Below are 23,055 nucleotides of genomic sequence, written 5' to 3'. Positions count from 1 at the left end.
TCTTGATATTTAATCCTGAGGCTCGGCTTGGATAGTCTTGACTAGATTTATCCTGGTATCCTGGATATAGGATAGCTTGCAAAAATCAACCATTTTTAATTTGTTGGATTCTATATCTGATTACTTCTCGAATTAGATCGATGGGCAAGGGTTGGTCTAAGGGGAATTGGACGGAGCCCTTGCCCTGCTTGTATTTGGAGAATTTTTTTTCAAATGCCTTATGCCCATTTGGGGTAGCATAGAAGCCCAAGTGCTTTGAATATCCAGCAAAGTAGACTAGGGGTTTTCTCTCCAACTTGTAGGCAGGCATACCGTAGGCAATAGACTCTATTGCTTCTGGAGCTTCTTGTTTGATTGCTTCACGGATTGTTTCGAGCCTTTGATGAGTCTCGCCACTAAAATTCTCTAAATACTTATCAACTGTCATATGTTGTATTGTACCGATCTCTCTAGTTTTATTCAAACCCCATAACACATCATCAAATACCACATTTCAAGGTCAGACCTCGTCAATTTTGATCTGTTGTAGCAGTCTATTTCGAGGTTAGACCTTGAAGCCAGGCATCAAAAAATAATAGACAGACTTGACCTTATGGAGACTGGCTTATTGATGCTCGATCTTTTTGATCAATTGTTTCTCGACAAAGTCTTTTGACTTGCTGGACAGATACTCATTATACTCATCTATATTGATACGGGCTTTATTTAGGAGCAGGTCAAAATTACCAACTTCTAATATCGGATGACTAGTTGTGAGATCAGAGTATGGATATTCTAGGTAATAATCAGAATTATCTGGGCTTAATTCATTTGGATTTAGGTGGATATACGCAGCCGTATTTATTAGATCACCTTCTGACATTATTGGTCTAGCTCTATAGACTCCCTGGAATAGTCTACCGGTCAGTAGGTAGTTGTCATTGATTAGTTTGGTAAATTTTTGACTCAATCTATGCATTAATTTTTCCAGAGCCTTAGGATCCTTAACGTATAAGAGTAGGTGAAAATGATTTGGCATCAAGACGATATTGATCAAGTAGATTGTTTGGCTGAAATTCTGGTTCTTTGTTCTTGGTTTTGAAAATATTTTTAGACCGTTTGCAAGATTTTGTCTGGGGGTTAATAGGAATAGGATAATTGACATGAACTTCGAATAGTCCCTATCATTGAAGAAAATTTGTGATTTACGATTACCACGATTATAGACATGGTAAAAGGTATTGGGTAAGTGTTCTCTTACTACATTGCGACTAGGCATACTATGTATAGGTTAGTTAGATTTATTAGCTCAAAATATTGAGCGATATATTGTGTATAAACAATATTGTCGTCAATAAATCAGAATTTAGCAAGCTTAAGAGCTTTAAAAACCTTATTTCAAGGTCAGACCTCGTCAATTTTGATCTGTTGCAGTAGTCTATTTCGAGGTTAGACCTTGAAGTTGTGCTGATTGGAAAAATAGGGCATATCGTATAGAATTAAGGTAACCAAAATAATTACAGGAGGAAATATTATGATACTAGGTACCGATTTGGACGATCTGAATTGGCCAAAGTTGGTTAGCGATGATTGGCAAGATACTAGGGAAGGGTTGCATCGATGGTTGCAAGTAGTTGGCAAAATTCAGATGGCCTCAAGCTCCCTACTCAATCATTGGTGGAATATTGGATTCAGGGTAAGCGCACTAGGACTCAGAACAAGCCTCATGTATTCAGGATCAATATATTTTGATATAGAATTTGATCTCTCCAATCATCTACTTGTAATCCGTAGTCATCAGTCAGATGTCAAGACTATTGAATTAAGGAGCATGTCTGTGGCTGATTTTTATACTGAGGTATTTAGAGCATTAAAGGATTTGGGCATCGAGCCAAATATTAGTACCAGGCCGAATGAAGTAGATCCCGCTATAGATTTTTCTAAGGATACAGAGGTAAGAGAGTATGATAAAGATTCAGTTAGCAAGTATTGGCATCAGTGTCTTGGCATTAGTCAGGTTCTTGAGTATTGGCGAGCAGGGTTTGCTGGTAAATCTAGTCCAGTCCAGTTGTTTTGGGGTTCTATGGATTTGTCACAGATCCGTTACTCTGGCAGAGCAGCTTTAGTCTCCAGTAAATCAACTATACCAAATCTGCCAGTTTGGGTACTCCAAGAGGCAGAATTTAGAGAGAATTTTTCGGTAGGTTTTTGGTCAGGCGGATCTACTGAAGGTAGCTTTTATAGTTACGGCTCTCCAGCACCAGATGGAATTACAGATTACAGATTAGATGTTGGATATTTCGATAAATCTATAGGTGAATGGATCCTCCCCTATGAACTAGTTCGAGCAAGCAATAACCCTCAGTCAATGATTCTAGATTTTTTTAGTCAGACCTACAATATAGTCGCCAACTTGGCTAACTGGGATAGGTCTATGCTGGATATTGATCCAGAACGTCTATCTACCAAGTATCATATCTAGTAATATTAAAACTAACATTTCGAGGTTAGACCTCGATGGTTTTGATCTGTTGAGGTCTGTGAATTCGAGGTTAGACCTCGAATTCTTGGAGGCGGTGAGTTTCCGTCGATGGCAATAAAATCATCAAAATCTTGGTCTTTGCATGTTATAATAGCAGCTATGCAAAGGATACTAGCAAATACAACAATAGATCAGGTAGGAAAAACCGTAAAGGTAGAGGGTTGGGTTAATTCACGTCGAGACCATGGGGGTCTAATTTTTGTCGATTTGCGAGATCATACAGGGATAGTTCAATTGACAATCAATGCTGATCATAAGCATTTTGAACTTGCAGAAAGTTTGCGAGATGAATTTGTAATCAGAGCTGTTGGGAAGGTAGTTGATAGGGCAGAAGGTCTAATTAACCCAAATCTTACAACGGGCAGAATTGAGATTATATTGGATGATTTGGTAGTGCTTAATAAATCAGAAGCCCTACCTTTCCCAATCAACGAAACCCAGACGGTCAATGAAGAATTGAGATTGAAGTATCGCTATCTTGATCTAAGGCGTGAGAAGATGCAGAAGATGCTCGTCAAGCGTTCGGAATATTTTAATCAGATCAGAGACTTTATGAGATCCAAAGACTTTGTAGAGATTACTACACCAGTATTGGCAAATTCCAGTCCTGAGGGTGCGAGAGATTTTCTAGTGCCATCTAGGCTACATCCTGGTAAGTTTTATGCTTTGCCTCAAGCCCCACAGCAGTTCAAGCAACTATTGATGACTGCTGGTGTACCTAGGTATTATCAAATGGCTACTTGTTTTCGTGATGAGGATCCCAGGGCTGATAGACTGTACGGTGAATTCTATCAGCTAGATATGGAAATGTCTTTTGTCGAAAATGGTGAAGAGGTTCGCAAGCTTATCGAACCGTTGATCGTTGACTTGGTAAGCAATTTTGCTGGCAAAAGCTTGAAAACGGATAAGATACCAAGACTTAGCTATACTGAAGCACTAGATAGATATGGCAGTGATAAGCCAGATTTGCGTTTTGAGATGGAGTTGGTGGATTTGTCAGAAATTTTGATTAGTACGGAATTTGGCGTATTTGCCAATGCAATTAAATCTGGAGGCGTGGTCAAGGCAATCGTTGCGCCAAGTAGCTTTAGTCGATCAGACCTGGATAGCTTAACTGATTTTGTAAAACTCAATGGAGCTGGAGGATTGCCATATCTCAAAGTCGAATACGGTACTGCTGTCTCTTCAATAGCCAAATTCTTCACCGATCAAGAGCTTGAATCAATTGTTCAAATTACCGAGGCAGAAGAGGGGGATACAATTTTCTTTGGTGTTGGTGATAAACCTAAAGTCAATCAGGTGCTGGGGACTTTGCGCAATAAGCTTGGCGCAGATCTAAACCTAAAAGATCCAAATATTTTGGCACTAGCCTGGATAGTTGATTTTCCATTTTATGAGATCGATCCTACTACAGGTAAGCTGGATTTTGGACACAATCCATTTACTATGCCACTTAATGGTCCTCAGGATTTTGACAGAGAAGATAAGCTAGCGATCTTGGCTGATCAATATGATATGGTGATGAATGGTTATGAGATTTGCTCAGGTGGTGTTCGTAATTATCATCCGGAATCAATGTACAGGGCTTTTGAGGTGCTTGGCCATTCACGAGAATATGTTGATAGTAAATTTGGAGCAATGATTGGTGCTTTCAAATACGGTGCTCCACCGCATGCAGGGTGTGCTTTTGGAATTGATCGGATGTTTATGGAGTTGATGGGGGAGGACAATATTAGAGAGGTTATTGCTTTTCCGAAAAATGGCTCAGGAGTGGATTTGATGATGAGTAGCCCAAGTCAAGTCGATGATGGGCAGCTTCAAGAGCTTTCTGTGAGGCTAGGGCTAGATAGCTAGAGCAAAAATAGTCACGGAAATTGATTTTTCACGGTTCAGTAGCACGATATGTGACTGATATGGATGGCTCGGATTCAAGAGTCTGCCTAGATTGATCTTAGAAATTTTTTGATAGGGATCTTGAAGTATTATTGGATTAAGGTGCTAGGGGCTACGTAAACAACTCAAGACCTTTGCAACATCTGTATAGGTGTCAGTAACTGTATTCCTAAGTGTACTCTCCTGGTGTTGTAGTATGCAAGCCAAGCAGTTAACTTGATTTGCTGGGACGGGAGCGAAACGCTCCTGTTCCAATAGTAACCAATGCATTCTGTCTGGACTGTTCGGTTAAATCTCTCAATATGTGCATTGTCATTGGGTCGGTGTAGTCTACGGTGTCTGGTAGTGATATTTACTCGCTTCATTTGCTGTTCGAAGTATCTTTGGTACTCTGGTCCGTTGTCGGCTTGAACCATGACAATGGGAAAGCCTCAGACAGCTTGGGCTTGCAGTATAGCCTGAACAGCTAGTCCTTGTCTGAGTTTGGGTGCTAATGCAACATGAGTCATTCTAGTGAATAGATCAATGACAGTGTAGCAATACAGCCGTCTACCTGTTCTTGGGTCTAGATGGTGAATAGTGTCTGTTTGTACAAGTTCTCCAGGTCTGGTGGGGTGTGGCCTTCTAGGATTATCTCTACGGATACAGTTAGTTCGTCCTCGAGCAACCCCAGACCTCCATAGGATACGTCTGACACTACTGAAACAGACAATACCGTTACAAGGTGATGCCAGACTACCTCGGCACAGCGCTTCAGTTGTGCTCTTACAGTAAGCACTAGTTGTCTCAGCTCTTCACTGACGGCAGTTGGGTTGGTAGGAGGTCTGGAGGTTAGGGTAGGAATACGCCATATACACACTGCTAATCGGAAGGTACTACTTGGTGAGGGTTGTATTCTGTTTGGACGATTGTCGTTGGTGAGTTGGACGTGCTTATTGAGCTCGCTCTATTTACGCTACCAACGGTAGACAGTACTACGGTGTACACCACACTTGTTAGCAACAACCAACAAGGGTAGTTGCTCTTTGAAGAGTAATTGCATAGCAACTACTCTAGCTTTAGGTAGGTTAGGGTTGTTAGAATAAGCCATGGTAGGCTCCTTTTAGGACGCCTACCATTTATGTTGCAAAGGTGCTGGATGATTACGGGGCTATATCAGGATTGTTCTAGTTATGATAGGATTAAGATCCACAGGCGAAAGGAGGTATCGTGGATTCCTCGCTTATATACAGCTTAGTAGGCATTACGGCAATTGCCGTAATGCCTACAGTAGTAATATTCTGGCTAGTGATGAGAAAACGTCGCTAGTCAGAACAGGGGGGCCTCGAAGATTTCTTCGAGGCCCCCCTCTTTTTAGAATTATTCTAGGTTCAGAAATTTCTCAGATCTGATTTAGTATCAATTCCCTGTAAGGGATATAAAAATTAGAAAAATCTAAAGTATTGTGATATAATCATTAATATTGTTTCTAATGAATCCAGACATACGAGGATTGGGTCGATTTTCATTGTAGACAATCGACTAATTATTATCTAATCATGTAAGGATTTATTATCATGTATCAAAAATCTTCTCACTATTCTGCTCGCAAGAGTCAGGGTAAAGTTTTCAGCTCATCTCGTCAACGGCGATCAAAACGAGGACCAAAAAAAGATTATATAGACCCCTCAAAATTTATTCGTCAGGCAAGACCTAGTGTAGTTCAGGCTTACCAGCCAACGCATTATTTTGATGATTTCAAATTGAATCCAAGGGTCAATACAAATCTTAAGAATATGGGCTACAAGATCCCAACCGCAATTCAAGACCAAGCAATACCTCCAGCTTTGATAGGCAAGGATGTGATTGGTATTGCCAATACTGGTACGGGTAAAACAGCAGCTTTTGCTATTCCCGTAATCCATAGATTGCTCAATGACTCCAGATCAAAGGCTGTAATTATTGCACCGACAAGAGAATTGGCAGAGCAGATAGAGCAGGCTTGTAGAGAGATTGGCAAAACGAGTCAACTGGATAGCGCTTTGCTAATAGGCGGAATGCCAATAGGTTTGCAGCTTCGAGATTTACGCCGCAACCCCAGGATAATTATTGGCACACCAGGTAGAGTCAAAGATCATCTGGAGCGCAAATCACTTAGGCTTAATGATTGTAATATGGTAGTTCTGGACGAAGTCGATAGGATGCTGGACATGGGTTTTGTCAAAGATATATCACTAATCTTGTCTCACACTGATCCACGACGGCAGAATCTATATTTCTCAGCTACTTTGGACCAGAGGGTGCAAGGCATTATAGAGAAATTCTCAAATAATCCCGTCCATATTTCTGTAAAATCTGGAGACACGAGTAGTAATATTGAGCAAAATATCATCAGTCACAGATCTGATAATAAGCTTGATATGCTACACGCTGTCTTGGTCAAAGAAACCACGACGAAGACGATAATATTTGAAGACACTCAACGTGGTGTCGAGTCTCTCTCGAAGGAATTGGCGAGTAGGGGATTCTTGGCGGATGCTATTCATGGAGGCCGCAACCAGTCTCAACGTCAAAAAGTTCTTCACCGGTTCAAGCGTAGTGAGGTCAAGGTTTTGGTCGCTACTGATGTAGCAGCTAGGGGGCTTGATGTTTCTGATATTTCTCATGTGATCAATTATTCATTGCCCCAAACTTATGATAATTATGTTCATCGTATTGGTAGAACTGGCAGGGCAGGTAGAATTGGTTACGCGCTAACTTTTATTGAAAACAACAAGCAATAGTATTTCCAACATTAGTTTTGGAGGTTTTGCGGGGTGCGCCTTTGCAGAAAAAAACTAATAATTATTGAAAACAGGTATGATAGAGGCTAATATTTCTAGCTATATTAAGCTAATTAGCATGTAGCTAGCCATGATAGCCATAATCAAGTATTCAATCAAGCTAACTTTTGTCAGGGGTACCTTTAGGACTGTACCGAGACAAGCACAGATAAAAATTTCTCGTTTAGCTAGCTTCTTACTGACTCCGATAACAATAATCAGAGAGTAGAGTAGAGTAACCAAGTTTAGGATAATACTATTAGGCCATAAGATATACCAAACCCCCAGGGACAGTTCGATAAAGGGTGCGATATAGCCCCAATTGTACCATTGCTTGCTGATTAGATCATATTTACTATAACCCATGGCAAAGCCTGGCAAATCAATTAGTTTGAATAATGAGAATATTATAAAGAAATAACCCATCATGTAATTCATTAGGTTGGCAATATTGATGGATGTTAATTGAGCAGTTATTAGACTAAGTCCTGCAATGTAGGCTATGACTATCAGTAAGGGTATCCAATCTGTCCATGGTCTTTTTGGTAAGGCTAGATTGTCTGTTGGGGTTGAATTTTGGTTGTCGTGAGGCATATTTCTCCTAGGTTAATTAATTAGATTGACAAATTTGGGAGAGTTTCTTGGTCGTCTTGGAGTTTCGGATGGTAATATACTGGTAGTAGTTTGACTTAACAATTTTTGAGTATCTGGTCTTGCTAAAGGTCTCAAGAGGAGCTGACCAGAATATTATCCGACCAGATATCGCAACCCTTTCATAGGTTGGTTTTATCTCACCAATTGTTTCAACTATTGTTTTGGCATCCATTGGGGCCATTACAAATATGGCATTATGTTTGCCACCTTCCTTATCCCACCATTCTGGTGCCTGGACAAGGGTGGTTATTAGTTCGTCTGCCTGGATAACCAAACAGGGAATTTGTAGGTCAAAACGATCTTTTATAGATAATTCGATGATATTAGTTAGTTTTTCTAGGTTGGTTTCGTTTGATTCAAAGATGATATTGCCAGAATTTATATAGGTCACTACATTGTCAAATCCTGCATTTTCAAGACATTGTCGTAGCTCAGGCATTGCTACTTTATTCTTACCACCGACATTGATCCCACGTAGCAATGTAATAAATTTCATATGAATACATTATATATCAAATCAAGCATTTTAGATTGCTCCCCAACTTCACTAGTCAAAAATCGAGGTCTGACCTCGATTTGCACTATCCGAACAGATTAAAATTGACGAGGTCTAACCTCGTAATGCCACTATGGATGATTTTAATTAGTCATGTTTTGTAGTAAGCTAGGTATATGAAGATTGAGGCTAGCACTATAGAAGAATATTTTAAGAAAGCTGGAGAGCGAGAGTTGGACTTGCGTGAAGCTGATAAATTAATTCGAAAATATGCGCCACATTGTAAGCCGACGCTTTATCAAGGCATGGGGGGTGGAGCAGGTTTGGGGTATGGGATGATGAGCTATCAAAGCAGAAGTATGAAAACCCCAGGAGAATGGCCCATCATTGGTTTGGCCAATCAAAAGAATTATATGGCGATATATGCCTGTGCAGTAATAGATGGCAAATATGTTGCAGAGCGCTATGCGGATAGACTTGGCAAGGTTAGCGTAGGGAAGAGTTGCATTAGATTTAAGAGATTTGGGGACTTGGATTTGACGAACTTGGCTGAGATGTTGGAAGGGTTGGATGCACATTATCAATCAGGTAAGCTACTTTTTGGTTAGTATATAATATTACAATAATATGATATCCATGTTATTGTAAAACTACTATGTTTTTATAGATTACAAACATTAACTTGCTAAGGGGGAAGTTTTGATACAGGAAGTGGGCAGCATGGATAATCCGTCTGAAGAATGTGCGAGAAGTTGGGACTTAAGAAAGGTTGAGATTGGGGGTGTTGAGTATATAACAGATTTACCTAAAGATGTTAGACTGATACCTCCAATATCGCCTTATGAGAGTTCTAAAGAAATTCGGCCTGCTTTAGTTTCCTATTTAGTTAATCCCGAAGATTTTAAGAAGATACCTCCAGGAGAGTATCAAGTATGGGGTGTTGCTACTGGTGATCCTATTAAGGAAGTTGTTATCAGAGTTTCTCCTAGAGGCTTAGTAATTGGAGTAGAGAGCATGAGGCCATGTTTAGAAGTGCCCGCATTGCCATATAGGGATATTGTTGTGGCTGGGAGAGTAAGACCTGCACTTGAAGAAATGGGGGTGGAGATAGGCTGTAATCGAATCGGACAAGATGTGATTACTGGTATACCAACACCAGATACTATTAATGAGATATTAAGCAGTAGAGATAGGGAAGTTATTTTCTTGAAAGGTGAAAGCCCTGAACGTGATGAAGCTAATATTATACAGATTATAGGAGGTGGGAATATCCCATGTGGGCTCGAGTCGTACAACGCAGCATTTTTCTATAACCAGATGGTTGCATACCTACGTGGAGGTGAACCACTTTGGGGAAATCTGAAGCGCATAAGTTTAGAGAGAGAAGATGAATTATATAAGAGAATAACCCAGTATTTATATCAATGTCGTGAGCATCTACTAGAGGAACGGAAGTAATAAATAAATGAATTATTAGCTCGGTAAAAGTGGTAAACTAAGAAAATAAGTCGACCACTATCTTGTAGTGGGCATATGATGTAATTTTTGCCCATAAATCAATTTTTGATATTTTGGTGATAGTAAAGCCCCTATAGAGAATGAAAGCAACTCAGTTATTGGGTTGATGATCAAAGTAAGCTTCAATAATGATCAGTCTAATAATTGAGAAAGCCTTCCCAATTGTCTGGTACGCGGTATTCTGGGCCAGGTGCAGATTGATCGATGGGGTGACTCAAAGGGGGAGTTATTTTTTCTGATGGTGGATTGACCATTTGTTCATTTGACCAGTCATAAAACCAAGCTTGTTCCGGCTCGTAAGTCATAATCAGCTTGTGCCCTGATTCTTGCCAATGTTTTTTTGCATGTTGACTTGGTGAGCTATTACAGCAACCAATCTGACCACACTCTAGACAACGACGAAGGTGTACCCACCAGCCGTCACTAGATAGGCAGTCTTTACAGCCATCACCACTGGGTGCTGGAGTTGGGTTGGAGAGATTATATTGATTCATTATTTTATTCTAACAGCTAGAGGGGTACTGTGCTAGGGGCTTGGTAAGGGCTCCTAAAATTCTGCAATAATCAACTTTCTCATCCCCATCATCTTACTATAGGCATCCGGTTTTTTCATAAGCTGATTAATATTCTCAGGTACGATTTGCCAGCTTAGACCATACTTGTCTTTACACCAGCCACATTGTTCTGCTTCTGGCACTGTAGATAATTTACTCCAGTAGTAATCTATTTCTTCCTGATCTTTACAAAACACGGCAAAGGATATTGCTTCGCTAAATTTAAATTCAGGGCCGGCATTGATTGCAGTAAAGTGTTGATTATTTAATTCAAATTCTACTACCAAGGGTTGTCCGGCTAACTCCAATTGAAATTCAGCCAAGCCATCCTCTGTACTATTCGGGTAATACTCGATTGATAGAATCTTGCTATTCGGGAATACCGATATATAGTATTCAGCAGCCTCTTTGGCTTTTCCATCAAACCATAGATTTGGAACAATTTCTTTTGTCATTTTTCTCCTTATTATTAATTGGTCTATATCAATATCTTATCATCAAGAAGACTATCAAAATAGCCATCTAGTATTTTCGAGGTCTAACCTTGAATTTGGGTAGTGCAACAGATCAAAATTGACGAGGTCTGACCTCGAATCGTGGATTTTGGAGGGATTATTAGCTTGGTATATAATTTCCAATATGCCACATATCCACAAAGAATATGATTATACTATTAGTGTATTTATCTTGCATCCAAATCAAGCGAAAGTTTTGCTAGTCAAACATAAAAAACTTGGTAAACTAATGCAAGTTGGGGGGCACATTGAGCTTAATGAGGATCCCTGGCAAGCTTTGAGCCATGAGCTTTTGGAGGAAGCCGGCTTAATAATTCAGAAGTGTCAGTTATTATTGCAGCCAGATCAACCAAGGGTGGTTAGCAAGGGTCATAAGACTCTACCAATTCCTTTTCATTATGAAGTGCATGATCTTCCCCCTGATGGCTCACATCGGCATATTGATATGAGCTATGCCCTAAAGAGTTATACTGATCAGATTCGACCTGATATAGGAGAGTCTCAAGAGTTTGAGTGGGTAGATCAAGAGAGATTGGGTAAGATGAATAGGGAAGGTCAGGTCTTGGGTTCAACATGTCAGATCTACAGCTGGTTGTTTGCCCAAAAATCAATTTGGCCATAGAATTTAAGCCCTAAGGTCGTTGGGTTGATGGACTAATTACACTATTTGATCAAGTTTTATTAAGAATTATCTAGCCATATATAGTTTTGAGAAATCAGGCTAATGGATTACTTCTTGGGTTTATGTCTCTTGAAAATTAATTTTGTGATTACTGCCAGGATAATCACAAGCATTATGCTAACTGCTATGATTATTTCTGGGTATTGCTGATCAAATCCTTCAGGAGCATTATTAAGATGTCTGATGATTATACCCAAATAAGCCCAGACATATACAAGCAAGTACCAAGGGTCTTGTCTGTTAATGCCAACGGTTAGCCCAATAAGAGTCGCAGTAATGGTTGTGACGATCATCCATATTGCTTGATTATTATCAAACATTGCCCAGTCCCAAGCTACGATTGCCGTAGAGATATTTGCTACAGTTGCTATACTAATCCAGCCAAAATAAATACTGAAGGGCATGCGAAGTATAAGGGATTTCTGAGTATTTAGTTTCAGGTCAAAAACTAGTGTATGTATCCTAATCAGGGTCAACAAGAGTAGGATCATTAGGACTATTGTTAGCCAGAATACTTCGAATTGCCAGGATAATAACCATAATATATTAATGATTGAAGAGATTGTGAGTAGCCCATTGATCTTTTGGTAGACCACAGAGGTTGGCTTGACTTTGGGCAACTTAATGACGCCAAGTGCAAACAAGATGTATACTCCAAGTAGTAGGTAGATTATTCCCCAGATGGCAAATGTCAAACCAGCCGGCGTGAAGAGGGTTAGATTGGCATTGGATACATCGGCGGTATTCCGATGATTAATGAAGGTTGTTGAGCCAGCTAGGCCGTTGACTATCAACATAATGCAGTAGCTTAAGGCTAGGCTATAAGCTGATACCGGGGTTTTTGTTAAGACTTTAATTAGTTGTTTGATTTTGCCTCCTCTGTTTGTTAATTTTAATCATCATGATTGACATTTTGGGTTGACCAAGACCCATGTGCTCTCAGGGCATTTATCATCACTGTAACATCAACTAGCTCCTGAAGTCCAGCGCCAACCACGGCAGGCAAGACTCCGGTAGAAGCGACTAGCATTAACCCCACACTGATGGCGATACCGATCCAGATACTTTGAGTTGCGATCTGCATAGTGTCTTTGGCGATCCGAATTGCTTGGTAACTTCTGGATAAATCATCGACCAGAACTACGACATCAGCAGTCTCGCTGGCTGCTGTTGAGCCACGAGCTCCCATCGCTAGACCAACATCTGCTGCGGCTAGGACAGGTGCATCGTTGACACCATCACCAACCATCATGATCGGATGGACTGGAGCACTTTTGATCGAATTTACCTTGTCAATAGGTAAGCAATCAGCCTGGAAGTCAGTAATCCCGACTTCCCTAGCTATCCGTTTGGCAGTAGCTTGATTGTCGCCAGTCAACATCAGGGTATTATTTATGCCAAGAGATTGTATATCCTTCAAAGTTTGCTTGGTTTCAGGTCGAATTTCGTCCCGAAAGGCAATTGTTCCTGCGAATTGTTGATCAATAGCCAGATAGACAATAGTCTCACCGGCCTGATTGATTTGATTGGACAGATCAATATGATGGCTGTCTAAAAAGCTTTGTTTGCCGATCAGAATTTTCTTACCCTCGATGATTGCTGATATACCATGGGCAGTAGTCTCTTGAAGTTTTTTGGGTGAGACCAGGGCAAGTTTTTGATTTGTTGCTTCTTTAACTAATGCGCGTGCTAGGATATGAGCAGATTGTTGCTCGGCGCTAGCAGCATAGAGTAAAATATCTTGATCCTGAAACCCTGGCTGAGGACTAATCTTACTTACTACTGGTTCACCGCTGGTCAGAGTACCAGTTTTGTCAAAGGCCACACTTTTGATGGTAGCAAGACGCTCTAATATTGAGCCACTTTTGACAATGATTCCATGTTTGGCAGCTCGACTCATACCAGATACTAGAGCGATTGGTGCACCAAGGAGAAGAGGGCAGGGAGTAGCTACTACTAATACCTGTGCAAATCTTAATGCATCACCCGAGATGATCCAAGCTATTCCGGCAATAGTAAATGAGACAAGAGTGAAAGGTACAGCATAGCGATCAGCCAGCCTGACGAAGGGAGCTTCGGTGCCAGTTGCTGATTTGACTAGCTCAATGATTTGTTGGTACTGGCTCTGCTTTGAAGATCTGAGCGCTTCGATTTTGATTGCCTCACCACCATTGATTGAACCACTGAGGAGCTCTTCTCCTTTTTGATGTTCGACAGGCAGGCTCTCACCGGTCAGGGAGGATTCGTCGAATTCCGCTGATTGATCTAGTAATATCGCATCGACTGGAACAACTTCACCTGGCTTGACTAGTAGAGTATCTCCAGGATTAATAGTAGAAAGTGCTACAGTTTTGAATTTATCACCAATAACCAAATGGGCGGTTTTGGGAGCTCTGTCGAGCAAGGCATTGAGCTCTTTTTGGGCTCTACTAGAGGCGTAATCTTCCAGGGCTTCACCGCCAGTCATCATCAAGACTATTACAATTGATGCCCAGTATTCATTGACTACTACAGTACTAATGATCGCTACTACTGCTAGGATATCTATCCCATAGCGTCCTTCACGAAGTGACTTAACCATATCGATGCTGAGCCGTAATGCCATCAATATAGAGAAACTTCCGAGTAATAAGTTTGCCTGATCGATGAAGCCAGTAAGGTCAAGGATGATTGCTAGTAGGATTATTATTACTACTCCAGCTACGAATGGGTATTCTTTGCTAAAATTGATAACTTTCTTCATAATAAACTCCTTATTTCTTGATTGTCCATTGCTGGAAGCTAAATTTAATTTTATCTTATGTAGCAAGATAAAACAAAAGTCGATATAATCTTATTAGATGACAGGGCAATATAAACTAAGTGCAGAGCAGAAGGCAATTCTGTTGGACAGGGGTACCGAAGCTCCATTTAGCGGTAAGTTACTGAATAACAAAGCTGATGGCAGCTATCATTGTGTTGGTTGTGATGCAATCTTGTTTGACTCTAGTGCAAAATTTGATTCAGGATCGGGTTGGCCAAGTTTTGATCAGGCAATCAGTGGTGCAATCAGGGAAGTAGAAGACACCTCTTATGGCATGAAGAGGACGGAGGTGACTTGCGCGAAGTGTGGTGGTCATCTGGGGCATTTATTTCCTGATGGACCTGAAGAGACTACTGGGATGCGTTATTGTATCAATTCATTAGCGCTTGATTTTGATCCGAGAGAAGGGAAGAAGTCATGAAGACAGAGGAGCTTGTTTTGGCGGGCGGTTGTTTTTGGGGTATAGAGGATTTGATCCGTAATCAGCCAGGCGTAGTGGATACGGAAGTAGGTTATACTGGTGGGCAAAACAATAATCCAGATTATAATAACCACCCAGGTCATGCAGAGGCCGTCAGGATCAAATATGACCCGAAGATAACTAATAGAGATCAATTACTAGATTATTTTTTTAGAATTCATGATCCTACGACTAAGAATCAACAAGGAAATGATACTGGGACTAGTTACCGTTCGGCGATTTTTTATGCTAGTGAGCAAGAAAAGCAACTTGCTAAGAAGGTGATAGAGGCCGTCAACAATTCTGGTCTCTATCCGAAGCCAGTCCAGACAACACTTGAGCCACTTGGTATTTTTTATCAGGCTGAACAGTACCATCAAGACTATTTGCAGAAGAACCCCGGCGGATATAGTTGTCATTACCTTCGATCAGAAGAACCATTGCATTAGCAGATTGATAGTCTGAGTAGATTTTTATTGAGGATTATAAGTTCACTGAGATTCATTAATAATTGGCAGGCCTTGCATTCGGTGGTAAGTGCACCGCAGAGGGGGTGAAGACGTTTGAGTTGGTGGCTGGAGGGCTATTATCAGGGTTATTTGTTCTAATTGATGTTTCGAGGTCTAACCTCGAAATTGACCGAGCTAACAGATATGAAAATGCAAGGTCTAGCCTCGAAATGTCGAAAGATGACTATCCTGGATCCAATATAATGAACAGGTGACTAAGCACATGGATTCGCTTCAGGAAAATTTAAGTTGCTTTGTAATGTCAGCAACCTCATCGTATTTTAGTATTGAAGTTGCTATGCCATTATAAAGATCTTTGTATACAACACCATTTTTTACAATCACATAGATTGGTTTGTTTAACGAATATGCCATTCCAGCTTCAACTAAGCGACCTCCACTAGGTGCATCACTAATGTCTATTAAAAGAGCATCACATCCGATTAAATATTGAAGAGCCGCAGCCCATAATTCATCTTGGCTTTTAAAAAAATTGGACTGATAATGCTCTACGTCGCGGATAAAATGAAAATCTTCCATCCCAGCATCTCTTACAGCAGAACAAAGTTTTTCAATTTCGTCTCTACTCTCAGACGAGCCCTTGAATCGTGATGTTACATAAATCTTCACTTTAGTATTGTAGCAAAGATTCAATATAGTCGTATAAGCATACCAGAAAACAGGAAGTATTTTGGTTGTTGATTAGAGATTCGGTCATCAACAATCCCATGTTTAAAATGACTTAAAATCGTAAAACCTGCAAAGCCCTCCACTCAATGAGCAGCTATCTTAATGCATTTAACACTTGTTTTGCCTTGGCTTGAGGAGTGGTTGGTTATCTTCTTTTGCTTTATCATTGGATGACAAATACCCTAAGGGGTTTATGGGGGTATTACTCTTACTATCTATTACTACAATCATAAACGTATTCATACCTCACTTAAAATGAGTTCATCAGACTATGTACCTCAGTTAGCTAGCAGAGAGAAGCCAACCAGACTTAGAGAATAGATAGGGTGTTTGTGATTTGGGGAGGGGGACAACGTGTACTACGTAGGCGAATAGACAATGTAGATAGTGCACTTCAGAACTTAACTCATGACGGAGATTTACTGGGGTGGAAATTAAAAAGACCGTTCGAAACGGTCTTTTCATGTGTCCAATCTTCAAATTGGCTCCGTCTAGTGGAAACTCTACGAACTGCCAGCAATAACTTTGAGGATTACGAATTTGAGGATTTAGCAGCTGCTGTTGAGAAGTATGAACCTAGCCTTGCACTGTCGTTCGGCAAACCCTAACTGTGCTATACTTTACTGCATGACAACAAAAGAAAGATTTAAACTAATTCCAGCAGTGTATCTAGTATTAAGACGAGGCGACGAGGTGCTACTACTTAGACGTGCAAATACTGGTTATCAAGACGGAAAATATGGCTTAGTTGCTGGTCATCTTGATGGCGATGAGCTAGGTACTACAGCGATGGTGCGTGAGGCAAAAGAAGAGGCAGGTATAGATATAGACCCTGCTAATTTAAGGTTTGTACACGTTGCACACCGACTAAGTCGTAATCAAGTCGGTCAGGAGCGAATAGATTTATTCTATGAACTAAGAGAGTGGCAGGGAAAAATCATAAATGCTGAACCTGAAAAGTGTGACGATTTGTCTTGGTTTGATATCAAAGATTTGCCTGAAAATATGCTGCCCTTTGTAAGGCGAGTGTTAACTGATATAGCTCAAGGTGTAAATTACTCTGAATATCTAGTTGAACCAGCCGACTAGTCTCTATGCCACACATTTTACTTAATGATAGGCGGGGGGTAGTCCCCTTTATTTCTCACAAAATACACTCCGCCGTATGAATGCCGTATTTATGGGGGTAGAATGAGCAAGCATTTTTGTCAAAGTTGCAGAGTATGCGAGCCAGTATATTCAGGGTAAATCTTATCCAGCTCCTTACCCTTGCAGTTATAAATGTTAGTGTTAGGACGAAAAATAAAGTGGTCCTCTGTATTGCGACCGTTATCTTTTTTATATCTGATACCAATAACAAGCATATTACCGACCTTTGGAACGCTTAGGGTCATCTTTGGGTCTACTCCGTCATCTTGTCGTAGCTTTATTCCACGGCTAAATAGCTGCCTATAACCCTCTTTGAAAACATTCTTTTTTGGCATCTTGCCAGCATAATAGTTATCGGTAAAAGCCTTTAGCTCGTCAAAAGCAGATTGCGAGCCGTCAATCTCTTTACCCATCACTTTTTACCTCTACACTTTGATTTTTGCTGTTCAAGATATTCGCCCATTTTTTGATAACCCTGGTCCTTTTTGCCGTAAGCAAACTCTTTACCGCCCATATTCGCCCAAAAGTCTAAAATGGTTTGTCTAGCTGCTACGTTTACTTGTCTGGTTAGCGGTTCTTTTGCACCGTCCTCGGATAGTAGTTTCTTTACTTGCTCGACGAGTGGTTTCCGCTTGTAGTAAAGTCGCACCAACTCACCAATAAACTCGTCCTCTGGCGTTGAGGGTAACGGCGGTTTTTCCAAATACTTAACACGGAATGACCTATAACCGTATTTACTCCTAATGACTTTTACTACTTGGCACAGGTCGCCGCCAGCAATTACAAAGTCGCCAACCTCAATATCAGGACGTGTCTTTTTGGTGTGCAGCTCAACTGGGTAATCGTTCTTCTTTACCAGGTCGGCACACATCTTTAAGAAACCTTTAGTATTGTGTATTCGCATTAGGTCCTTTGCGGCATTTACGACGTGCAGTGTGAGTAAGCCAACACGGTGCAAATGTGCATCAACGTCATCTAGCTTTAAGTTCCTGTCGCCAGCCGAGCTACCTGGGTGTAATGACTTACTTTGGCTACCAAAAGAGACGTAGTGTGTCCGCATTACTGCACGTTGAGCAACTTTCATTTTTGGAAATACTGCCTTGAACTTGTCCTCAAACGAACGCAATCTATGCGTGATACGACCATTTTTCACAATGGCATACCAACACTTATTAGGGTCTAGCTTTGCTGCGAGCTGGTCAGCTTGTTTTACAAGGTCGGCTTCTTGATAGGCATAGTTTTCATTTACAGCACCATAGTATTCTTTTATGTCGGCTTGTGTACGATGCAACGACGCAAGCTCCTGTAATATCAGGTAATGCTGATAGTATTCTTTTGAGTTTGTGCCTCGAAAGCCAACCAAATCAACTATAATTTCAGTCATTTTACGCTGCCACAAAACAAACTCATCAATTCGGGATTGCAGCACATTATCAGCTATCCGTTGCTGCTCGTCGTCTAATCCGTCAGGCACGTCGTTGGCTCGGCTCTCGATAATAAACTCTGACACTTGCATCATACTAATACCAGCTTTTTCAACCTCGTTTAAAGCACCAAATAGGTAGTAGCCTTTTGGGTCATACGCACTGGGACCATACATAAAGTGATACGAGCTATAATCCCAACGTGACTTATTGCGTAGTTGCCCAGCACCTTTAAGTGGTATGTCTAAAAAAGCTCTGTGTCGTTTTTTATCATCACCGTCACCCGGCTCAACTATGGGCGGTTTCGGCTTGTATGCCATTTTTGTTAGCCTTAATTTTCCAATACTTATATCCGCCTCGGTCCCGTGCCATATAACCCCTGTCAATCAATTCTCTGCGTAATAACGGCCAGTCAGTAAACGTATGCCAAGTCTTTAGTATTTCGTTTACGTCTTTTTCTGTATAAGTATTGCTTGCATCGAACTTGCTAGACAGGTATTCGAGAACAATCTCTTTATGTGCTTGCTTGGTCGGCCAAATCTTAACCTTGCCATCAGTATCTAAAAAACGAGAAAGTTGCTCACTACTCATATTGCTATGACCCTCTCGGCAGTTTCAGGCTTGGAGCTTTCCGTTTGAAATGTCGAAGAACTTATTGAAGAATGAGGCTAATTTATCTAACACTGTTTCTCGCTTCTTGCCACGGCTTTGGTCTGGGCTGAAACGAGAGACAGGGGGCATGATTTTTGTGATAGCAGTACCACTCGTTTGTACACCGCCGTCACGGAATGCACTTTCAATAAACTTGTAGGTTTCGTCACGGTCAAGATTTTCCTCAGAGATAATTCGATCAAGCTCTTCTATCTTCTTGGAATTCACAAATGACTGCCAGTCATCATCAACAGATGAGTCAGCATTAATACTGCTGATGAATTGTTCGATAAGCTCCTTCTTGTTCCGAAGCTCAATGCTTGAATCGATTGCTTTGTTAATATCAACAAGTAGTTCTTTGTCCTCTTGGTTACTTGCATGATATTTGCGGATGAGTTCAAGGATGTAATCAATATTTATCTCGACTTGTTTGATAAGCTCCATCTCAAAGACGATGTCATCATTGATATTTTCTTTGTCGCTCTCTTCAACTTTTCGGAACTCATCGTAAAAGTTAATGTACATACTGTGGTAATCCTGTACATCACGCTCTGATAGGATCTCGTTACCCGTAAAGTCATCGAATGTAGAGAGAATGTTGCGCACCTTTAGGATTGCACCATAGAGTTTAATGAAATCCTTTTTATTCTGCTCACCGATTATAGGCTGGCCAACTGGGAATCGTTCAATCAACTCATTAACAAGCTCGGCATATCCGCGTACCTGCTTACCTTCAGCTTCATAACCGTCGTAATACTCACGGAATGACTTGAGTAGTACGATTCCGCTAGCTTCTTTATCGCCAAAGAGTGACAGAGAGTCATTGGTGGCCTTCTCTAGGTTACGGAAAGTAACAATGTTGCCGAATGTCTTAATTGAATTTAAAATTCGGTTGGTTCGTGAATAGGCCTGGAGTAGTCCATGCATTCGCAAGTTCTTGTCTACCCAGAGTGTATTTAAAGTTGTGGCATCGAAGCCTGTCAGGAACATGTTCACTACGATGAGTAGATCAATCTCGCGGTTCTTCATGCGCAAACTGACATCTTTGTAATAATTCTGGAACTTATCGGATGATGTATCGTAGTTAGTCCCGAACATTTTGTTGTAGTCTTTTATCGCAGCTTCGAGGAAGTCGCGTGAGTTTTTATCTAGACCATCTGTATTGTCGGAGTTTTCGTCCTCGAGCCCATCCATTTCATCATCGACTTCATTAGCACCGTAACTGAATATTGTGGCTATCTTTAATTTCTTTAACTCTGGTACATCTTCTTGTTGCTTGTTGAACTCTGTATAGTACAGCTTTGCAACATCGATAGAGCTGACGGCAAATATGGAGTTAAACCCGCTTAGTCGAATCTTTTGCTTGATTTCTTCAACGGCCGAACGGTCTTTTGCCGATGCGGCTTCATGGACGTTTGCTAAAGCGATGAATGCGTACGGCTTACTGTTGCGCTTAGTCTTTTGATCAAAGTGATCACGAATATATTGTGTGACATTTGAGATGCGTTCGGGTGCAGCCAGTGCTTTTTCGCGGTCAATGTCACGTACCTGTGAGTCATCGACATCGTCAGCCTCTTTTATGGTTCGGATGTAGTCAATGCGAAAAGGCAATACGTTTTTGTCAGTAATAGCATCGACTATTGTGTATGTGTGTAGCTTTTCGCCAAAAGCCTGTTCGGTCGTTTTGAGATCAACACGACCACCGCTAGAAGAGTTTTTAGCAAAGATAGGGGTACCCGTAAAACCAAAGAGGTGGTAGTTTTTGAAGCTGGTTGTGATTGCATGGTGCATATCACCGAACTGTGATCGGTGACACTCATCAAAGATGATTATGACGTGACCATCAAATACTTTGTGTCCTTCGTTCTTCTTTATGAACTTATCTAGTTTTTGAATGGTTGTGATTATGATTCGAGCATTGTCGTTTTCAAGTTGTTTGGTAAGTTTGGCAGTGCTCGTATTGCTATTAGCCGCGCCTTTCTCAAACTTGTCATACTCCTTCATGGTTTGATAGTCGAGATCTTTACGGTCGACAACGAATAGTACTTTATCAACGGATGACAATTTACTGGCAAGTTGAGCCGTCTTGAAGCTAGTCAACGTTTTGCCCGATCCAGTGGTATGCCAAATGTATCCGCCAGCTTCGATTGTGCCTAGTTTTTTATAGTTCGTTGAAACTTCAACCCGATTCAATATTCGCTCAGTTGCAACGATCTGGTAGGGTCGCATTGCAAGCAGTAATCGGTCGCTGGTAAACACGCAGTATTTTGTTAGGACGTTTAAGATCGCGTGCTTTGCAAAGAATGTTTGACCAAAGTCCATAAGATCAAAAATAGGCTTGTTATTTGCATCTGCCCACCAGCTCGTAAACTCAAAGCTGTTGCTGGTTTTCTTTGTTCGTTTAGCACGAGTCTCGCTGGCCTCTTTAATGTGCTGGAACCGTGTAGTATTGCTGTAGTATTTTGTGTACGTTCCGTTGCTAATAACAAATAGCTGTACATATTCGTATAGCCCACTATCCGCCCAGAAACTATCACGTTGATAACGGTTAATTTGATTGAAGGCTTCTTGCAGAGCCACGCCTCGACGCTTCAGTTCAGCATGTACAAGTGGCAAGCCGTTCACGAGAATCGTGACATCATAGCGGTTAGACCTTGCACCGTCCACTTCGTATTGGTTAATCACTTGGAGGCTATTATTGTGAATGTTTTTCTTGTCTATAAGATAGATATTGCGCTTGAATTGACCGTGTTCGTCGTACAGATTCTTGACATGATCTTCCTGAATTGTTGCCGTTTTGGTTTCAATGTTGCTGTTCGGGTTAGCGATATGTTCATAAAAGAACTGCTTCCATTCACTATCACTAAACTGGTAGCTGTTAAGCTTCTCCAGCTGAGTTCGTAGATTATCTGTGAGGTCGGACGAACTGGTAATAGGTAGGTAGTCATAGGCTTGAGCCTGTAATAACTCTACAAATGCTTTTTCTAAATCCGCTTCACTCTGGTAATTGGTCGCACGGGTTTTTGCAGGAGTAAATTCACCTACAACAGTGCTGTTGGAATTTTCTGCCACCATACTATACTTACTCACGCTGTAGCCTCCTAAATGTCAGTAATTTGGTTTGGTAATAGTCGTATTGCTTGCGGCGAGCAGATAGTTCAGCTGGCAGACCCGAACTTATTCCATGAAGGAGATTGTCGAACTTATCAAGAATGTCTACGATTCGATTTTGCTCTTCGATAGACGGAACAGGAACTTTAACACGATTCAATGCATCCACAGTAATTCCTTTGACTATCGTGCCATTGCCAATGATATTTATTGTTTGAAAATAATAAGTCAGGAATTTGCTATTCAAAAAAGGCTTTAAAGATAGCCCTCGTAAATCTTGATTGATGGCTAAATCAGTATTAGCAATTTTCATTTTGCCGGGAGAAATCTTAACAGCCACAATCACATCCCCTTTAGGAATCAGACTAGTTGAGCTATTGTTTAAGCCCTCTGTAGTTATGAAGTTTCTTGTGGTGCTAATCATATTTCCCTCTACATTTAGATCGCCTACTGAAGCCCAAGGTATATCGCCGTTCCAATATGCAGAGACTGCCTTTGAGGGAGTACCTCCTCCAGTATTCTTGTCGATACATTCCCCTAATTCTAGCCATCTGACTCTCTCTCTCTCGAATCATCAAATGTCAAAAGTTGACTACGATAATATTCGTACTGCTTCCTTCTAGC

25 protein-coding genes are annotated in these 23,055 nt (G+C 40.9%); 9 read left to right on the top strand and 16 right to left on the bottom strand.

Translation table 11 applies throughout. The features are described from left to right. Positions 1–85: 85 nt before the first annotated feature. Positions 86–427 carry a DUF1801 domain-containing protein gene (locus KA531_00905; protein MBP6005451.1) on the bottom strand — a complete coding sequence of 114 codons (342 nt, stop codon included), beginning with the start codon at positions 425–427 and terminating at the stop codon, positions 86–88. 177 nt (positions 428–604) lie between these two features. Continuing rightward, positions 605–1,258, bottom strand: coding sequence for a transposase (locus tag KA531_00900; GenBank protein MBP6005450.1), 654 nt, complete (start codon positions 1,256–1,258; stop codon positions 605–607). A gap of 255 nt (positions 1,259–1,513) precedes the next feature. On the opposite strand from KA531_00900, the gene KA531_00895 reads away from it, so the two are divergent. Further along, on the top strand, positions 1,514–2,461 hold the full coding sequence (locus KA531_00895) for a hypothetical protein (GenBank protein MBP6005449.1): 948 nt from the start codon (positions 1,514–1,516) through the stop codon (positions 2,459–2,461). A 159-nt stretch (positions 2,462–2,620) separates the two neighbouring features. After that, positions 2,621–4,375 carry an aspartate--tRNA ligase gene (gene aspS / locus KA531_00890; protein MBP6005448.1) on the top strand — a complete coding sequence of 585 codons (1,755 nt, stop codon included), beginning with the start codon at positions 2,621–2,623 and terminating at the stop codon, positions 4,373–4,375. Positions 4,376–4,539: 164 nt separating this feature from the next. On the opposite strand, the gene KA531_00885 is transcribed toward aspS, so the two are convergent. Continuing rightward, entirely contained in the window at positions 4,540–4,830 is a 291-nt protein-coding gene (locus KA531_00885) for an integrase core domain-containing protein (GenBank protein ID MBP6005447.1), read from the bottom strand. A 149-nt stretch (positions 4,831–4,979) separates the two neighbouring features. Further along, on the bottom strand, positions 4,980–5,273 hold the full coding sequence (locus KA531_00880) for a hypothetical protein (GenBank protein MBP6005446.1): 294 nt from the start codon (positions 5,271–5,273) through the stop codon (positions 4,980–4,982). 697 nt (positions 5,274–5,970) lie between these two features. Here KA531_00880 and KA531_00875 point away from each other — a divergent pair. Continuing rightward, positions 5,971–7,176: a DEAD/DEAH box helicase gene (locus KA531_00875; protein ID MBP6005445.1), complete on the top strand. Its 1,206-nt coding sequence runs from the start codon at positions 5,971–5,973 to the stop codon at positions 7,174–7,176. A gap of 99 nt (positions 7,177–7,275) precedes the next feature. On the opposite strand, the gene KA531_00870 is transcribed toward KA531_00875, so the two are convergent. After that, positions 7,276–7,809, bottom strand: coding sequence for a hypothetical protein (locus KA531_00870; GenBank protein MBP6005444.1), 534 nt, complete (start codon positions 7,807–7,809; stop codon positions 7,276–7,278). A 16-nt stretch (positions 7,810–7,825) separates the two neighbouring features. Beyond that, positions 7,826–8,365 (bottom strand): DUF1697 domain-containing protein, encoded by a 540-nt coding sequence (locus KA531_00865; GenBank protein ID MBP6005443.1) that lies wholly within the window; start codon positions 8,363–8,365, stop codon positions 7,826–7,828. Between the two features lie 176 nt (positions 8,366–8,541). On the opposite strand from KA531_00865, the gene KA531_00860 reads away from it, so the two are divergent. Beyond that, positions 8,542–8,973: a DUF1801 domain-containing protein gene (locus KA531_00860; protein MBP6005442.1), complete on the top strand. Its 432-nt coding sequence runs from the start codon at positions 8,542–8,544 to the stop codon at positions 8,971–8,973. A gap of 112 nt (positions 8,974–9,085) precedes the next feature. After that, positions 9,086–9,823, top strand: coding sequence for a hypothetical protein (locus KA531_00855; protein ID MBP6005441.1), 738 nt, complete (start codon positions 9,086–9,088; stop codon positions 9,821–9,823). A 197-nt stretch (positions 9,824–10,020) separates the two neighbouring features. Here KA531_00855 and KA531_00850 read toward each other — a convergent pair whose 3' ends face one another. Both KA531_00850 and KA531_00845 read right to left on the bottom strand, forming a co-directional pair. Next, on the bottom strand, positions 10,021–10,377 hold the full coding sequence (locus KA531_00850) for a UBP-type zinc finger domain-containing protein (GenBank protein MBP6005440.1): 357 nt from the start codon (positions 10,375–10,377) through the stop codon (positions 10,021–10,023). A gap of 53 nt (positions 10,378–10,430) precedes the next feature. Further along, the gene (locus KA531_00845) at positions 10,431–10,892 is read right to left on the bottom strand and encodes a VOC family protein (GenBank protein MBP6005439.1); all 462 of its coding nucleotides are present in this window, start codon (positions 10,890–10,892) and stop codon (positions 10,431–10,433) included. Between the two features lie 184 nt (positions 10,893–11,076). On the opposite strand from KA531_00845, the gene KA531_00840 reads away from it, so the two are divergent. Further along, a complete protein-coding gene (locus KA531_00840; GenBank protein MBP6005438.1) occupies positions 11,077–11,574 on the top strand; it encodes an NUDIX domain-containing protein in 498 nt (165 codons plus the stop codon). 107 nt (positions 11,575–11,681) lie between these two features. On the opposite strand, the gene KA531_00835 is transcribed toward KA531_00840, so the two are convergent. Both KA531_00835 and cadA read right to left on the bottom strand, forming a co-directional pair. After that, complete coding sequence (locus tag KA531_00835) at positions 11,682–12,431, bottom strand: tryptophan-rich sensory protein (protein MBP6005437.1); 750 nt, start codon at positions 12,429–12,431, stop codon at positions 11,682–11,684. 95 nt (positions 12,432–12,526) lie between these two features. Further along, positions 12,527–14,377, bottom strand: coding sequence for a cadmium-translocating P-type ATPase (cadA, locus tag KA531_00830; GenBank protein MBP6005436.1), 1,851 nt, complete (start codon positions 14,375–14,377; stop codon positions 12,527–12,529). A gap of 97 nt (positions 14,378–14,474) precedes the next feature. On the opposite strand from cadA, the gene msrB reads away from it, so the two are divergent. Beyond that, positions 14,475–14,858: a peptide-methionine (R)-S-oxide reductase MsrB gene (gene msrB / locus KA531_00825; protein ID MBP6005435.1), complete on the top strand. Its 384-nt coding sequence runs from the start codon at positions 14,475–14,477 to the stop codon at positions 14,856–14,858. Next, positions 14,855–15,346 (top strand): peptide-methionine (S)-S-oxide reductase MsrA, encoded by a 492-nt coding sequence (gene msrA, locus KA531_00820; protein ID MBP6005434.1) that lies wholly within the window; start codon positions 14,855–14,857, stop codon positions 15,344–15,346. The genes msrB and msrA overlap by 4 nt, the downstream gene beginning before the upstream one ends. Positions 15,347–15,640: 294 nt before the next feature. Here the strand turns inward: msrA and KA531_00815 are convergent, their stop codons facing one another. Beyond that, entirely contained in the window at positions 15,641–16,036 is a 396-nt protein-coding gene (locus KA531_00815; protein ID MBP6005433.1) for a nucleoside 2-deoxyribosyltransferase, read from the bottom strand. Between the two features lie 687 nt (positions 16,037–16,723). On the opposite strand from KA531_00815, the gene KA531_00810 reads away from it, so the two are divergent. Then, the gene (locus KA531_00810) at positions 16,724–17,185 is read left to right on the top strand and encodes an NUDIX domain-containing protein (GenBank protein ID MBP6005432.1); all 462 of its coding nucleotides are present in this window, start codon (positions 16,724–16,726) and stop codon (positions 17,183–17,185) included. Positions 17,186–17,304: 119 nt separating this feature from the next. Here the strand turns inward: KA531_00810 and KA531_00805 are convergent, their stop codons facing one another. The 5 genes from KA531_00805 to KA531_00785 are packed head-to-tail and all read right to left on the bottom strand — an operon-like array spanning position 17,305 to position 22,960. Continuing rightward, complete coding sequence (locus KA531_00805) at positions 17,305–17,658, bottom strand: hypothetical protein (protein ID MBP6005431.1); 354 nt, start codon at positions 17,656–17,658, stop codon at positions 17,305–17,307. Continuing rightward, on the bottom strand, positions 17,658–18,989 hold the full coding sequence (locus KA531_00800; GenBank protein ID MBP6005430.1) for a hypothetical protein: 1,332 nt from the start codon (positions 18,987–18,989) through the stop codon (positions 17,658–17,660). The genes KA531_00805 and KA531_00800 overlap by 1 nt, the downstream gene beginning before the upstream one ends. Continuing rightward, positions 18,958–19,260, bottom strand: coding sequence for a DUF2087 domain-containing protein (locus KA531_00795; protein MBP6005429.1), 303 nt, complete (start codon positions 19,258–19,260; stop codon positions 18,958–18,960). Before KA531_00795 ends, KA531_00800 begins: the two co-directional genes overlap by 32 nt. Positions 19,261–19,284: 24 nt before the next feature. Then, positions 19,285–22,410 carry a type I restriction endonuclease subunit R gene (locus KA531_00790; GenBank protein ID MBP6005428.1) on the bottom strand — a complete coding sequence of 1,042 codons (3,126 nt, stop codon included), beginning with the start codon at positions 22,408–22,410 and terminating at the stop codon, positions 19,285–19,287. After that, the gene (locus KA531_00785; GenBank protein MBP6005427.1) at positions 22,403–22,960 is read right to left on the bottom strand and encodes a restriction endonuclease subunit S; all 558 of its coding nucleotides are present in this window, start codon (positions 22,958–22,960) and stop codon (positions 22,403–22,405) included. The genes KA531_00790 and KA531_00785 overlap by 8 nt, the downstream gene beginning before the upstream one ends. Positions 22,961–23,055 lie beyond the last annotated feature (95 nt).

Source organism: Candidatus Saccharibacteria bacterium, from assembly GCA_017983775.1.
Classification (GTDB): domain Bacteria; phylum Patescibacteriota; class Saccharimonadia; order JAGOAT01; family JAGOAT01; genus JAGOAT01.
The sequence above is the reverse complement of the archived record's forward strand: the minus strand, read 5'-3'. Positions and strand labels throughout refer to the sequence as shown.

Coding starts and splice junctions, on each gene's coding strand:
- KA531_00905 (MBP6005451.1), bottom strand. CDS start 427: ATGACAGTTGATAAGTATTTAGAGAATTTTAGTGGCGAGACTCATCAA.
- KA531_00900 (MBP6005450.1), bottom strand. CDS start 1,258: ATGCCTAGTCGCAATGTAGTAAGAGAACACTTACCCAATACCTTTTAC.
- KA531_00895 (MBP6005449.1), top strand. CDS start 1,514: ATGATACTAGGTACCGATTTGGACGATCTGAATTGGCCAAAGTTGGTT.
- aspS (MBP6005448.1), top strand. CDS start 2,621: ATGCAAAGGATACTAGCAAATACAACAATAGATCAGGTAGGAAAAACC.
- KA531_00885 (MBP6005447.1), bottom strand. CDS start 4,830: ATGGTTCAAGCCGACAACGGACCAGAGTACCAAAGATACTTCGAACAG.
- KA531_00875 (MBP6005445.1), top strand. CDS start 5,971: ATGTATCAAAAATCTTCTCACTATTCTGCTCGCAAGAGTCAGGGTAAA.
- KA531_00870 (MBP6005444.1), bottom strand. CDS start 7,809: ATGCCTCACGACAACCAAAATTCAACCCCAACAGACAATCTAGCCTTA.
- KA531_00865 (MBP6005443.1), bottom strand. CDS start 8,365: ATGAAATTTATTACATTGCTACGTGGGATCAATGTCGGTGGTAAGAAT.
- KA531_00860 (MBP6005442.1), top strand. CDS start 8,542: ATGAAGATTGAGGCTAGCACTATAGAAGAATATTTTAAGAAAGCTGGA.
- KA531_00855 (MBP6005441.1), top strand. CDS start 9,086: ATGGATAATCCGTCTGAAGAATGTGCGAGAAGTTGGGACTTAAGAAAG.
- KA531_00850 (MBP6005440.1), bottom strand. CDS start 10,377: ATGAATCAATATAATCTCTCCAACCCAACTCCAGCACCCAGTGGTGAT.
- KA531_00845 (MBP6005439.1), bottom strand. CDS start 10,892: ATGACAAAAGAAATTGTTCCAAATCTATGGTTTGATGGAAAAGCCAAA.
- KA531_00840 (MBP6005438.1), top strand. CDS start 11,077: ATGCCACATATCCACAAAGAATATGATTATACTATTAGTGTATTTATC.
- KA531_00835 (MBP6005437.1), bottom strand. CDS start 12,431: ATGTTGATAGTCAACGGCCTAGCTGGCTCAACAACCTTCATTAATCAT.
- cadA (MBP6005436.1), bottom strand. CDS start 14,377: ATGAAGAAAGTTATCAATTTTAGCAAAGAATACCCATTCGTAGCTGGA.
- msrB (MBP6005435.1), top strand. CDS start 14,475: ATGACAGGGCAATATAAACTAAGTGCAGAGCAGAAGGCAATTCTGTTG.
- msrA (MBP6005434.1), top strand. CDS start 14,855: ATGAAGACAGAGGAGCTTGTTTTGGCGGGCGGTTGTTTTTGGGGTATA.
- KA531_00810 (MBP6005432.1), top strand. CDS start 16,724: ATGACAACAAAAGAAAGATTTAAACTAATTCCAGCAGTGTATCTAGTA.
- KA531_00805 (MBP6005431.1), bottom strand. CDS start 17,658: ATGGGTAAAGAGATTGACGGCTCGCAATCTGCTTTTGACGAGCTAAAG.
- KA531_00800 (MBP6005430.1), bottom strand. CDS start 18,989: ATGGCATACAAGCCGAAACCGCCCATAGTTGAGCCGGGTGACGGTGAT.
- KA531_00795 (MBP6005429.1), bottom strand. CDS start 19,260: ATGAGTAGTGAGCAACTTTCTCGTTTTTTAGATACTGATGGCAAGGTT.